Source organism: Cobetia sp. D5, from assembly GCF_035666195.1.
Classification (GTDB): domain Bacteria; phylum Pseudomonadota; class Gammaproteobacteria; order Pseudomonadales; family Halomonadaceae; genus Cobetia; species Cobetia amphilecti.
This window is the reverse complement of sequence record NZ_CP142020.1, coordinates 1,478,173-1,491,582: the sequence shown is the minus strand read 5'-3', so window position 1 is coordinate 1,491,582 and position 13,410 is coordinate 1,478,173. Positions and strand designations below refer to the sequence as shown.

Here is a 13,410-nt window from a genome sequence, read left to right as displayed (position 1 = left end):
AGATGATTTAACTTTTTTATAGTCTATATACAAATATAACACTCATAATTTATGCGCCTGATAGTGGAATTACCCAAATAATCCTAAGCACACGTGACTCTCGACTCTCCATGCCTTTTGAGGCATGCATTTCGGGTTGGCTGATTTACGAAGGGTGATAGCGTGAAATTCGATGGCCGCCTCACAGCGCATATAGGCCATCATTCCAACTTTTCGACATCGATGGAGATCCCTCATGGTGTCCAGACCACCGACAGGTATCCACCCGCCTCAAAGACGGAGACATCAGGCAATGCAAGTGCTCCCCTATCAGGGAAACCAGGACTCTCTGCCGGGACTTTGCCTGACGGTCTCGGCACGAAAGCTGATCATGGCAAGCCTGGCACCGAGTACCATCCGAGCCTTCCAAAGCGACATACGGATGTTTCTCAGACGTGGCGGTACCCTCCCCAGCACCGACACGGAGATTGCCAACTACCTCACCCGGTGTTTCGAGGACGGCTATAAACCGAATACGCTCAAGCGGCAGCTGTGCTCGTTACGCCGTTGGCACCTTGTCATGAATTGCCCCACCCTGGGCAATGAGCAAATGATCAAGGGGGTCATGCGCGGCTGCGCACGCCTCAATAAAGTTCCGGTGAAACGGGCTCCAGCCTTGATGAGAGATGATCTGCATCAGCTGTTGAATAGCCTTGATTTGAGCGATTTGCGAGATCTGCGCGACGCCGCCATGTTCTGCCTGACGTTCTATGGCGCATTTCGTTACAGCGAAGTCCTCAATCTTCGTGTCGAACATCTCACATGGGATGCACGTGGCGTGCTGGTCAGGCTCGCCCGCAGCAAGACCAATCAAGAGGGACGACATGAAGTCAAAGCCATCCACCATGCGGATACCTCGCTCCCCTACTGCCCCGTCAATCTACTGTATCGCTGGCTGGAAGCCGCCCATATCCAGAGAGGTGCGGTATTTCGCAGCGTCTCGCTGGGCGGCAGGCCAGGAGGCTCGAAACTCTCTCGAACTGCCTTTCAGAATGCCTTGATCAGAGGTCTTGAGCGGTCAAACCTGGCCTCACGTGGATTTAGCACACATAGCATGCGTGCTGGCCTGATCACTGAAGCTCATCTGCGGGGGAAGAGCCTGGAGCAGATACAACGCGTGACAGGTCACAGACATCTCAGCACCTTGACGGAGTATATTCGGGTCGCAGACCCTTTCGAAAACAGCGCCAACGACTTTTGATGAACATGAGCAGCATATTACCGTTCAATAATCGATGAATTGACAAAAGCAATCGCTCAAGAACTCGTAATACAAAATATCTACCAAGTTTGACGTCAAAAAGCCCTAATGCTCTCGAAACGGTCGATTTTGACGGTTAAAAGATACCTTAGATTCTTGCCACTTGAGTTATGCTATTAGTACACACTGATTCAGCTTGGATATATCAGGAGGCGGCACTCCCAGAAATATCGTTCTACAGGTCGGGTGTATTGCTCGACTGATCATCACTACTCAAAGTTACTCGCGTTTGCTGGACATGAACTCGACGAATGATTCTCTCATACGTCTCGGCCCCCCTTTGCCTATCGTTGGAGTCATCAATATGCCAGATGCTACCTATACACCGTCACTAGTGAAAATCAGCGCTGACAAGACGCTTGTCATCCATCAGCGAGTACTCGAGGTGGACACCGCCGAGCTTATGAACGAGGAGCATGCTTTTCGACCAACGGTCGCGACAGAGAGCCTGCCCCTAGCGCCTGTCCGCTTCCGCAGCAACGTTCAGTCGACTCACACTTCCGAGGAGTTCGTGAATTTTCATGTCATCAAAGCCATCGTATCCACACATAAAGTGCCCGTCTCACAAAGTGTATTTTGCATCGAGATCGATATCGGCAGACTCAACGAAGATGAAGTCCAGGTGCTGAGATTCTATTACCAGATGCTACAGCCTCTGCTTGAGCTTGGCTGGGAATGGATCAATATCCACAACCTACATACCACTGGCGATATCAAAATTAACGAAAAGAAGTTATGGAACAATATACTCAGAAACTTCATTAGTGATGGAAGATTACAATACGCATGGAGCAATGTAGTCACTCAACAAAACTTGCCAATAAAATGCAAGCAAATCTCATCAATGTTCAGGCATCGTTATTCTGTTGACTCGATCAGGAAATTTATGAACGAAATAAATAAAAACACAAATACTCACCAAAGCGGTGTATCTAAAGATAGGAATACGGTACACGCCGCTACTGCCGCTGAAACAAATAATAAAAACGCTCATAGTAAACGAAAAGATAATAGGAAGCAGCAACCAGATATCAATAAGAAAAGCAACGCTAAAGAAAAAAGCAAGCACTCGAATAACAAGGAGGAAACCGACTCGAATCCGCAAATGGGACTTGCACTTTCAAGTTCGCTTGACTGATAAACAGGAGGCTTTCACGTGAGTGAACACCAACTACCTGACCAAATATTGGATAATTACGACCTCAATGCGATCGGGTCCCGCTGGCCCCTTATACCGGAGTGGCTCAAGGGGAGCCTCCCTCCCTTGATTGCCTCAGAATATCGCCTCAGCGCTCGACTCTTTGCCAACGATTACTCGGTGCCAGACCTTGTGTCCCAAGTAGAGGAGTTCCTAGGAAGCCAATTTTTTATGGAGGACGAGACACATCGAAATTATAGAATGTCTCACTGCCTTCATTATACGGTAAATTACCGATTTAAGTCGCTCACTGACCCTCGCGTAAGCAGTATCCGAAAGCTGCTTAGACTGATTTTCGGTCAGCCTTATCATACTGTGACACGTGGCTCTGCCATAAAATACTACACCCAGATACTTGAGCTTAGAAAGACGCTCAAGCGGCTACTTAACTGGGGTGATCTGGATGATATTCAAAACAGTTTCCCCAGACCCATTTCCCCTACCCTGGGGGAGCAGTTAGTTCCTCCTCCCGAGCATTTTTCCGATGCTGATTTGGAGCTGCTCGAACAGTTTCTTCATGCCTATGATACAGCAACTGATCGCCCATCGGAGCATCCCAACCATCTGCGCAATAAGGAAGCAACACGCGCTTTGCTTGACGAAATTTATCAACCGAGCCAGCTCACTCGTAGCCCAATAAGAAAACAGCATAGAGCTCGCAATGAAAATCAAAAAAGACGCCAACATGTCGACACCATTCTTCGTGATTCACCACTCTGGCTCAGTGAAGAATCTCATCAAATTCACGCTGAATATACCGACTCTTTCTCATTGGATAGGTCAATCCAAGCACTTGATAAAACCTTCATAGAAGATGATGAAGAGCTCACGTATGGCAATGAACATCAGAATGAATCATCATCTGATGACCTGAACCAAAGCAGCATCTCGCCCCTTGACCCAACGAAGGAGATATTCCATAACACGCTGCTTTCACAAGGCGATCAGGCGCTTCACCTTGAACGCGTTCAGCTCTTGCAACAGGCCCGCAGTCTCAAAACATCTGCAGACATCAGCATACGCCCACAAGAAGAGGTTTTAGCAGCTTTACGTATCTTCCAACCACCGAAAGATGAGGAATTTCTCATAGAATCTGAGAGTGCCATTGCAAACCGACAAGCCTTGGCATTTCTTAGCATTCTACTTTGCAGTGGACTAGCACCTGAGCGCTTGCTGCAGACGACGGTAATTTCCCGATCCCCCAAGCTGCCCCTCAATAGCGATAGCAATCGTGAGTGGATCATCTGCCAGACACTGGATCAAATTCCCAGCTGGTCACCGGAGGAGGGGCTACTCCATTACTCTGTCAACAAGGCACCTAACGAAACCATCATCACATTGCCCTTGCCCAACGCTCTCAATCAGTCACTCATGGCCGAAAAGGCATGGCTCCCCGGCGCCCAGCCCTTCAAAGCACTGAAATCACTGATCGAGAAAAAACTCAAGCGCTGGGGGGATAACCGTCCCGGAAGTACTCTGACGTTGAGACGCGTGTCCGCCAGTCATCATCATTGGGTGATACCTGCCTGTGAAGATGAAGTGATCGCGACTTGGTTGCGAGGCGAGCTCCCGCTTTCGCTCTCTGCCCCGGCAACGTATCGAACGATACCTTTGCACAAGATTCAGAAGGCTTTTCTCTCGGCTCAAGCTGCGCTTGGCCTATTCCCTTTGTTAGAAGAAGACTGTCGTACACCTCGCGAAGATCACACCGTGGGATCCACAAAATCCCAGGAGCCGAGCTATTTCAAACGGCCGCTTTTTTTGCTGACGCAACTTACCAAAAATCACGCCATGCTGGTTACCTCATTGATTACCTCGCAAAGGAAACGTAGTAGCAATTTACAAGCAGTCGGCGAAGCCATTGCCCGACAAGGTCAGATATTGGGGGCGCTGACCTTACTTGCATGGCAGCTCTGCACCTTGGCTCGCCCAATTGGATCCAAAACCCAGTGTGAGCTGCTGGAAAATACGCTCTGGCTACGTGACAAGGATTCGGCTCGAGCACAGGAAAGCCGCCAGATTCCACTTGTCCCTGCCCTTGGCGCGTTGCTCCGGCTTCAGCATGAGTGGCGGGAGGAATGGCAGCGATGGTGGAAACGCCACGGTGGCAAAGCAGACTTTCTTAGGCATGAGCAAGTCGCCTACCCCGTTCAATGGAAGTTCAATGCCTCGACAATGATGTTGACGCAGCAATGCATGCAGCATGCTGACTGGCGACAGTGGCTCAAGGATCTTCCGGCCTTCATGTCATCGCCTTTGGCAAGTGAATTGAGCCAGTGGAGCCGCCAGCCTTCCAATATCACGCGCCACAGCATGATCACCGCGCTCCAATCGCGACTTTCTCACGCTGAATTTAGTGCGCTCGCTGGGCACACCACCCAGGGACATTCACTCCAATCCCCGTCCAGTGATCGGAGCCTGATTCAATCGGCGACACGAAGCGCACTAACCGACGTTGCCAAACGATGCGGCTTGACGCCGGATCTGCTTCACAGAGACGACCTCCCATGGCCCATTGAGTACGCCACACCAGCCATTCAAGGAGATAGAGAATGAGCGCTGTTACCCCCATTGACCTTCGGAAGAAAACCGATGTACCTGCCCATGCCACGTTCCAAGAGTTTACAACTCCGAAGCTGTCTCCGATCGAACTTTCAAAAACACTAGGTAGGATATTCCGTCGCTGGGATGATCCAGATCATCGCCTTTTCTCCTCCTCTGAAGAGCTCAGACACTTCCGCAAGAATGTCGCACGCTACGCTTGGCGACGGCATAAGAAAAAGGTAACCAGGGCACAAGCCAGAGCGCAAAGTGCGTCCTCCACCAAGCCGTCTCGCGCTCGGCACAATACCACACGCTTGAACCAGCGAGATGTACAAGCCTTGATTCGCAACGCCATCCAGCTTGCCAAGGAAGCTGAACTCGACTTCAGCTCCCGAAAGGTCACCAAGGAAGTCGCGCTTGTACTGACTCACCTCAACCGAGAGCCTGACTTCGAAGCTACGATTCCGACCAGTATCAAACGCCCGGTCAGACCCTCATCCGCGGCTACCTCATCACGGGATATCAAGGTTCAGCAACGGGTGCTGGATTCGGTACGCGCCCTGCAGAGCATTCCCGCCAACCAATGTACGCCAGAGCAGTCTCTTCTCTTCCTGGCCCTGAGCATGGGTACTCTGCTAGGGATGGAGGAAGAAGTGATTCGCCATACTTTGCTGAACTTGAGTCCAGAGCATCTGCCACGCCTGAACACCAAGCGCGGCCCCCACCATTGGTTCATCGGCTGTCTCCCAGGGCTATCTCGAACACATCCTGCCCATTACCGGCTAAAAATCCCGAATCATCTCAGGAGGCTACTCAGGGCTTGCCGTCAGTCCCCTGCCCCATCACCAGCCCCCTCCTCCCAGCGAGCAGATGTATGGTGGTTCTCCTCGGATGCTACGCTGGATCTGAACAGTCCATTGGAAGCGCGAGCCGCCCATCTGGATCAGCTCTTGGTCACCGGTCTGTCACAGCTACTAGATAGCCAGGCACCACGCAGGACTGGTTCCTCCGCTTCGCTGAAGAGTGTTCGATCATTGCTTCGTCATGCCTTTCGGTGCACGACATTGTTGGGCCCTGCGCCCCTCTGGTCACAGCTGCTTCGACGCTATCCCCTGCCAGTGTGTAGCTGGCGTTCTCCTTGGCAGCATGACGAAAGCCTCTTTTTTTCGCCGGAAACTCTCCCTACCTCCAGTACGTCGAGCGCTTCCGGCGCAATGGATGCCTCTGAACCGGAAGACATCGAGACCGATCTTCACACCCCTGAACTCCTTATGGGAGGAGGTGCCAGGAGTAACGAATCGTCACCATCTACCTCTCCTCGGTACTGGCAGGATCAACTATCAACAGACTGGTATGTGAAAGCAGGCAATCAACTGTATGCGTATATCACCGAACTGGAGCATGAAGGTCTGATAACCCCCAGAGGGGAATCCGCGATCCAGCGGCATGACGCCATTACGTCTCGCTACGCGAAGAAGCTGATACACATGCTGGGCGAAGACAGCTACCCACTCTGGATACTGCTATGGCTGTCTTATCAATCGAGCACTCAAGGCAACAAAGCCAGCACGCTCAGGACTTACCTGAGTCGACTGACGCCCACCTCCATGATGATGTTGCCCGATATCCCATGGTTGACGCTCTGGGATGGAGAACTGATGGAGGCGATCAGCGAACAGCTACCGACTCAGAAAGGCTGGGACACCTCGACGTCCCACAACTTCTTCCAGACGTTCAATCAGTTCATCAGCTTCTGCCAAGGTAACGATCGATTAACGGGTATTCCCCCCGTACAGGGTGAGGGAGGTCGCTTCATCAGTACATTGCGTACACATCTGATCATGCCGCACGAGGCGGAACATCTGACCCGGGCGCTCTCCCGAAGACGGAGTGGATTGCGGCGCAGCTGGCTGATCGCCTTCCTCCTTGGCTACTACGGGGGCCTGAGAGCTGGAGAAGTCATGGCATTGACACTGCATGACGTCATCATCAATCAGCCGGGAGATGACGGCCCCACCTACTGTTACGTAGAAATCCATGCTGGGAAGACCGCAAATGCTCGTCGCAGCGTTCCTCTTCACCTTTTGATATCCCCAGAATTGATGACGCTGGTGAAAGAATGGATTGATAGGCGCCGAGAGTCCTTTGCTGGCCAGCATCGTTTGAAGAACATTGCCTTGCTGGGGCCAGAAAGCTCTCCGCTGGGCTATTCAAGAGAGAGCCTGCTGACCCCGCTCATGGCATGGGCCCGGCAGTCTCTCCGAGGTGCCCTCACGCCCGGACTGAAGTTGGAGGACATCCACTTCGATTTTCATCTCTTGAGGCACAACGCGATCTCGTGGCTCGTACTTCGTCTCTACAGCGACGACTACCCTCAGCTCCTGGATCGTCTTTCCTCCGCCTGCCGAGGGCATTGGTCCTTCACTCCCCCAGCACTGGCGAACTGCCGCCGAGCGGTCTACGACGTACTGGAAAGAGATGCCAAGGCACGAGGTCACCGTCTCGAGTTACTCGCCAAGTTGATCGGGCACCGCAACTCTCAAACACTGACACATCACTACACGCATGTGCTGGGTGAGATACATGGTGAGGTACTTCTAGAGCTGATGAAGCGACGCTGAAGGCGAAGGCCGCATACTCGAATACTGGCTGTCGTCTATCGAAGCCGAAGCGCAGGTGATCGGCGGGCTAGAGATAGCCCAACGCCGATGCATCACCCTCCATCACTTGCGGTGTTGCACTCAGAGTCTACCTGCGCCATCTCACGCTCGGCGGTCGGGATGAATCAGGAGGTGCAGTAGGCCGTCCGAGCCTGTACGCACGGATGGAGCATTAGCAGTTCATGCGTGGTGCGATGATCTCCTTGATACTTTGACAACCTGATCGCCCTCAATTGTCCTGAAAGCGAATAATCAAAGCGCACACAGCCCGCATACTAACCATTTTCCCTGCAGGGAAAATTTATGGATAGCTTCGCTATGTCTGGCTAATTATCCCTATAGGGATAATTTTCTGGATTCATAGAATAATTGCAGCACTTTTTCCCTAAATCCAAGCATCACAGTGCCTGGGTCGCACGACACTCCGGATAGCCCGAGCATCCCCAGAACTGTTGGCCCTCACGTGCACCTGCTTTGGCAGTGCGCAGCACCATCCGGCTACCGCATTTCGGGCATTCACGTCTCGCCTGTGGATCATTGCGCTGCTTGAGGTGCTGTACATGGGCGCGCTGCGTCGCCCGAGTCGATGCAAGACGACCCGTCAGCAGCGCCTCATGCATTGCCTCGACTTGTGCCTCGCTGAAGACGGGAATCTTGAACGACTGTACGAAGGGAACGAAGTTAGTCCCGCGCGTCACGTTGGCTGGCATTTCGCCCTTGAGCCTGGCACTGCCGACGAAGATGATCACCGAATGCAGGTGTTCGAATGGCACGCCAAGCGTCGTCTCCAGCGCCTTGAGATGCTTGTAGTTCTGACGTAGCGGGTTCTGGAAGCTGAACGACTGGCGGGGAAACTGCTGGGTCCAGTTCGCCTCGTGCTCACTGCCGAAGATCCAGCCTTTCATATTCTTGGTTTCCAACACGAAGCAGCCGAAACGCGACAGCAGCACATGATCGATCTGGGTGGTGCCGTTGGCGGTCTTGAGGGTGACATTGTGCAAGGCCCGATAGCCCTGCTTGCCGAGTCGGCGCGCCATCCAGCGCACTCGCCACTCGCCAATGCGACCTTTCATGCGGGGAGACTTAAGATAACGACTGACGCAGGAGGCCAGCACGAGGCATAGCAGTACACTCATCACCGGCGCGATGTTCGAAGGGACAACCACTGTCATGACTCCTGGTGCAGCCTGTACGGAAAGGAATCAAGCGAGGTGATTCGTCCAACCGGAGTACTGAGTCGTGATAAGGGAAAGGTAAGGCTGCACCGCACCCGATGGATGAGCGCAGTGCAGCAGGATGCAGGATTCTAACTATCTAGCGAATGCCAAGCTACTGTTCTCTATCGGTTTATCTCTGAAGCAGAGCACGATGGGACCTTTTGCATCGACGAGAGAATCACGTTGGCCGCGAGTCATTCATCTGGATCACTTTACTTCCAATGTGACCTTGTCAGTATCGAACGCCAATCGCCCGGCGATCGCCTGCATCTCCTCGATGGGCTGGTCGTAACTCCAGGCGATATCGGCAAGATCGGGCGAGGAGTAATAGGTGCTATCGCCCTTGAAGGGACAATGGGTGACGGTGTGAGAGACCGAGAGCTTCGCCATCGCCACATCGGCGCGCGGCAGGTAGAACCTCGGCGGATAGCCCTTCTCGCGCAATTCCAGCGCGTTGGCGGTGTCAGCGATCACTGTCTCACCGACTAGGATTCGCACCCGCGAAGATAGCGGGTGCAGCGTGATACGCGGTTCGGGGTGGCCGGCCATGAACACTCCTTTACGGATTGGCAGATGAAAGCGGCAGATGAAGGTACTTGGCAACGCGTTCTAAAGGGGGTCAGCCCATCATGCCCCACCGTCCCTGGCGAGACGGAAGCCGGAGAACGCCCAGCGCGCCTCGGGCGGGAAGAAGTTGCGATAGGTCGCGCGGATGTGGTCGGCCGACGTGGCACAGCAGCCTCCGCGAAGCACCATCTGACCGGACATGAACTTGCCGTTGTACTCGCCCAGGCTGCCCGGCAACTTGCGAAACCCCGGATACGGACGATAGGCGCTGCCCGTCCACTCCCAGACATCGCCGAACATCTGACCCGGCGTGCCTTCGGCTCTCGCGGCCGCGACTGGCTGCAGATGATCCTGATCGACGAAGTTACCCGTGAGGGGAACATCCTGGGCCACCGTTTCCCACTCCGCCTCGGTCGGTAGGCGAGCCCCCGCCCACTGCGCATAGGCGTCGGCCTCGAAGAAGCTGACATGGCAGACCGGCGCGCTCAGATCCACTGGCACCAGGCCGCCCAGGGTGTAGTGATGCCAGACGCCATCGCGTTCGACCCAATAAAGCGGTGCCCGCCAACCCTCGGCCTTGACCGTCGCCCAGCCATCCGCCAGCCAGTGCTCGGGAGTGGCATATCCGCCGTCCTGCATAAAGGCGATAAACTCGCCATTGGTCACCGGACGATCCGCCATCTGGAACGCTTCGACGAACTGACGGTGGCGGCCCATCTCATTGTCGTAGGCGAAGCCGCCTCTAGAGGCATCATGGCCGATCTCGCGAATCCCGGCTGGATAGTCCAGCCACCCCAGCGGCGGCACCTCCTGCGCAGGGGCTGGTGCCAAGCCTGGCGCCAGATCATCCCGATAGGCCGGACACAGCGGGGTCTGCGCCAGGATGTGCTTGATGTCCATCAACAACAGCTCCTGATGCTGCTGCTCATGCGGTAGGCCCAATTCCAGACGGCGTAGAATCTCCGGCAGATGTTCCTGGGGTGGATTCTCCAGCAAGGCCTGCATGGCCTGATCGACGTGTGCGCGATAACGATAGACGTCGTCGACGGTCGGGCGCGAAAGCGTGCCACGCTCAGCTCGCGGGAACGGGACGCCATGGGTCTCGTAGTAGGAGTTGAAGAGGTGATCGTAAGCGGGATCGAGCGTCTGATAGCCGGACTGAAACGGCTTCAGAATGAAGGCTTCGAAGAACCAGGTGACGTGAGCGATGTGCCACTTGGGCGGACTGACATCCGCCATGCTCTGCACCATGTAGTCTTCCTTGTGCAGCGGCGCACAGATCGCCTCGGTGGCGGCTCGTACCCGCTGGTAGGCGCGTAACCACTCCTTGGCATGCAGGCTATCGGGTCTTTCGATGACGGTGTCATGGGCAGATGACATGATGGCTTCCTTTGCGAGTCTGGTTCTTTCCATGAAACGTGATCGGACAGGGTCGGGTGGCCAGCATTACTGACGCGCCTGCCCTGTCCTGTCAGCGCTTGTCCGGAATGATGTTTCCACCCTATCACTCGTGCGGCTGATGCCAACTTTTCATGGAGCTCTGTCCTTTGATCGGCGCTTTGATCTGAACAGTAAGCTGCACATAAAGCTGCCTCTTATGCTGCCCTTGGTCTGCACTCCGCCCTGAGGAATATGCAGCGCCGGATTGCTTGCCTGAGAGCGCCTACCTCAGTTCTGCATCGGGATGTTCTCTTCCCAGCGAAAGCCGATACCGCCACCCTGCCACACCCCATGCTCCAGCGGACTGGGGCCATGGATATCCACCTGCAGCGGTAGACCGAAACCTGGCGCCAGATCCTGGGTGCCGCGCACAGTACTGCGATGCATGATGCGCAGGCCTTGTTCTTCCGCGGGCAAGTGAGCACCGGGCGCAGCGCGATGAGCCACCGCCAGGTTATCGATGAAGACGCAGTCGTTTTCCTGATACTCGAAGTCGAGGGCGTAACCCTCGGTGAAGCCGGCATTCAGGATGGCGTTGTACTCACGGCAAAGCTGCGTCAGCTCCTCGGCGGTCAGCAGCCGAAAGGCTTCCTGGTCGGGTAGCTTCTCGATCACTGCCCCGGTCATGCCCAGATGAAGCCAGATGCACTTGCGCCCGGTGATGGGATGCTCGTGTACCACGGGATGTACGGCGCCGGAGGAGGAATTCACGGAAGCAAGACGGCCCCAGTAGGCCTGGCGCTCGGCAGACAAGGCGTCGTGGGCCGCGCCCTGATGGGCAAAGCAGGTGCCGCCACCTTTCTCAGCCGGGCGAATGATGTGATAGCCCGAGTGCGAAAACGTATCGGTATTGAAGCTGCCGTCGTTATGCCATTGCGGCCCGACACCGGGGATGCCGTGGCGGCGATCGTTCGACAGCCGAAAGATATGCCGATTGCCGTCGGGGGTAGCCGGATGCATCCCATGGGTACAGTGCAACTCCTTGCCGCCCCACCAGCAACTGGCGCGCAGAAAGTCAGCGGCCTCCAGAGGCGTATCGCGCTTGAAGACAAGAAAACCGCGCTCGGCCATGATCTGCTCCAGCGCTTCCAACACTGGCGCGGGCGGCGCGTCCTGAGCGGACAGGTCGATCCCCCTCACCTCAGCGCCTATCGGCTCCAGCGGTGTGATACGGCCACCGAATTGCTCGATGACAGCCACCTGAGCCGGGTTGAACGGAACGCCCGGCGCTGACTCGGCTACCTCAGTGCGTGTTGGATTCGCCATGACACTGACCTCCTGTCGCGGCTCCCACGCTGGCGAGACGCTGATGTGTCATCAAGCAGCGCTATCGCGTTGTGACGACACCCGCGGCTCGCAGACTCGCAGCGTGAGATGAATGTATCAACATTCTCGCAAACACATTCCCGTGCGCCAAACCTCAGCCCTTCTCATCCCGAACGACGCGAGTGGCCCACCAAGATAATGCTGGTGGATCACGTCACTGATATTTCTTCTGCCAACTCTTCACGGCGATCCGCTCCTTGAGCAGATCCAGCATGTCGATCAGCACCTGCTCAGTGATCTGCTCCGTCCTGGGATCAGTGCGTGACCAGGCATCGAAACCACTCTCGGCCAGGTGTCCCACCAGCGCCGAGAACTCCTTGGAACGCAGACCGACCAGCGCTTCATCGACGAGATGGCAGGCCAGATCCGACAGCGAGCTCTCCAGCCCTTTCGTCAACTGGGTGCCCATGGGCAGGCGCGAGACACGCTGGAGCTCCGGGCTCTCCGCAAGCGTGCGACTGACCAGCCCCCGCACATAGCGCAGGGTATCGTCGCGATTCTGGGTATAGATATCCCCTGCCATGGTCTCGAGTCGTAGGCTGATCTCCTGGATCAAGGCCTGCTTGCGAGGCTCCACGACACGCTCGATCACCGAGGACGAGAGGTCATCGCTGTCGCGCAACTGCTGCTGCACGTTGTCGAGCATGCGCAGGGAGATACGGTCCGTCAGCTCTTCCAATAGAATATCGAGATACTTGGCCGCCACTCCGTAGACATACCAGCGGCGAACATCGATCAAGCCGAGGCGTTGCAGGCGGAACAGTAGCGAGATCACACGCAACACACGCAACAGGCGGAACCCGCTCAGCGGGATACACCCCAGCACGTCATACCAGTGCACGAAGGGATAGAAGAACCAGCGGTGATAGCGCCGCTCCGCAATGGCGACGGCCCACCCCGCCAACACATCCAGCAGAAAGACGGCGACGAACGCCAGGTCGATGGAGAGGAAGTTGGCGTGGATGTTCTGCTCATAGGCCGCATGCAACCCGGGTGTCACGGCCTCGAAGGCCGTGTTCAGCGGGGGAATCAGGAAGAGGCTATCGAACAGCAGCAATGCCAGATTGGCGATCACGAGCACGATGATGAACAGATCCCACCACAGATGTATCCGCTCCCTGGCGGACGAGGGCGTGCGGGTGGCTGGCATGACAACTC

The 13,410-nt window shown here is 55.3% G+C and carries 9 protein-coding genes; 4 read left to right on the top strand and 5 right to left on the bottom strand.

The window, feature by feature from the left end; all coding sequences use genetic code 11:
- Window positions 1-292 precede the first annotated feature (292 nt).
- From U0O11_RS06295 to U0O11_RS06280, 4 genes are all read left to right on the top strand, one after another.
- Window positions 293-1,240 (top strand): site-specific integrase, encoded by a 948-nt coding sequence (locus U0O11_RS06295; RefSeq protein ID WP_324692166.1) that lies wholly within the window; start codon window positions 293-295, stop codon window positions 1,238-1,240.
- 364 nt (window positions 1,241-1,604) lie between these two features.
- Window positions 1,605-2,438, top strand: a complete 834-nt coding sequence (locus U0O11_RS06290; protein ID WP_324692164.1) for a hypothetical protein — start codon at window positions 1,605-1,607, stop codon at window positions 2,436-2,438.
- Between the two features lie 18 nt (window positions 2,439-2,456).
- Window positions 2,457-5,054: a hypothetical protein gene (locus U0O11_RS06285; RefSeq protein WP_324692162.1), complete on the top strand. Its 2,598-nt coding sequence runs from the start codon at window positions 2,457-2,459 to the stop codon at window positions 5,052-5,054.
- Window positions 5,051-7,663: a site-specific integrase gene (locus U0O11_RS06280; protein ID WP_324692160.1), complete on the top strand. Its 2,613-nt coding sequence runs from the start codon at window positions 5,051-5,053 to the stop codon at window positions 7,661-7,663. The genes U0O11_RS06285 and U0O11_RS06280 overlap by 4 nt, the downstream gene beginning before the upstream one ends.
- 437 nt (window positions 7,664-8,100) lie before the next feature.
- Here U0O11_RS06280 and U0O11_RS06275 read toward each other — a convergent pair whose 3' ends face one another.
- From U0O11_RS06275 to U0O11_RS06255, 5 genes are all read right to left on the bottom strand, one after another.
- Complete coding sequence (locus tag U0O11_RS06275; RefSeq protein ID WP_324692158.1) at window positions 8,101-8,874, bottom strand: nuclease-related domain-containing protein; 774 nt, start codon at window positions 8,872-8,874, stop codon at window positions 8,101-8,103.
- A gap of 252 nt (window positions 8,875-9,126) precedes the next feature.
- Window positions 9,127-9,468 (bottom strand): DUF427 domain-containing protein, encoded by a 342-nt coding sequence (locus U0O11_RS06270; RefSeq protein ID WP_324692156.1) that lies wholly within the window; start codon window positions 9,466-9,468, stop codon window positions 9,127-9,129.
- Between the two features lie 78 nt (window positions 9,469-9,546).
- The gene (gene egtB / locus U0O11_RS06265) at window positions 9,547-10,866 is read right to left on the bottom strand and encodes an ergothioneine biosynthesis protein EgtB (protein WP_324692154.1); all 1,320 of its coding nucleotides are present in this window, start codon (window positions 10,864-10,866) and stop codon (window positions 9,547-9,549) included.
- Window positions 10,867-11,154: 288 nt separating this feature from the next.
- Window positions 11,155-12,192 carry a TauD/TfdA dioxygenase family protein gene (locus U0O11_RS06260; RefSeq protein ID WP_324692152.1) on the bottom strand — a complete coding sequence of 346 codons (1,038 nt, stop codon included), beginning with the start codon at window positions 12,190-12,192 and terminating at the stop codon, window positions 11,155-11,157.
- A 214-nt stretch (window positions 12,193-12,406) separates the two neighbouring features.
- Entirely contained in the window at window positions 12,407-13,402 is a 996-nt protein-coding gene (locus U0O11_RS06255) for an ion transporter (RefSeq protein WP_324692150.1), read from the bottom strand.
- Between the last annotated feature and the right edge of the window lie 8 nt (window positions 13,403-13,410).

Excerpts from the sequence above, each read along its gene's own strand:
- U0O11_RS06295 (WP_324692166.1), top strand. The coding sequence starts at position 293 with ATGCAAGTGCTCCCCTATCAGGGAAACCAGGACTCTCTGCCGGGACTT.
- U0O11_RS06290 (WP_324692164.1), top strand. The coding sequence starts at position 1,605 with ATGCCAGATGCTACCTATACACCGTCACTAGTGAAAATCAGCGCTGAC.
- U0O11_RS06280 (WP_324692160.1), top strand. The coding sequence starts at position 5,051 with ATGAGCGCTGTTACCCCCATTGACCTTCGGAAGAAAACCGATGTACCT.
- U0O11_RS06275 (WP_324692158.1), bottom strand. The coding sequence starts at position 8,874 with ATGACAGTGGTTGTCCCTTCGAACATCGCGCCGGTGATGAGTGTACTG.
- U0O11_RS06270 (WP_324692156.1), bottom strand. The coding sequence starts at position 9,468 with ATGGCCGGCCACCCCGAACCGCGTATCACGCTGCACCCGCTATCTTCG.
- egtB (WP_324692154.1), bottom strand. The coding sequence starts at position 10,866 with ATGTCATCTGCCCATGACACCGTCATCGAAAGACCCGATAGCCTGCAT.
- U0O11_RS06260 (WP_324692152.1), bottom strand. The coding sequence starts at position 12,192 with ATGGCGAATCCAACACGCACTGAGGTAGCCGAGTCAGCGCCGGGCGTT.
- U0O11_RS06255 (WP_324692150.1), bottom strand. The coding sequence starts at position 13,402 with ATGCCAGCCACCCGCACGCCCTCGTCCGCCAGGGAGCGGATACATCTG.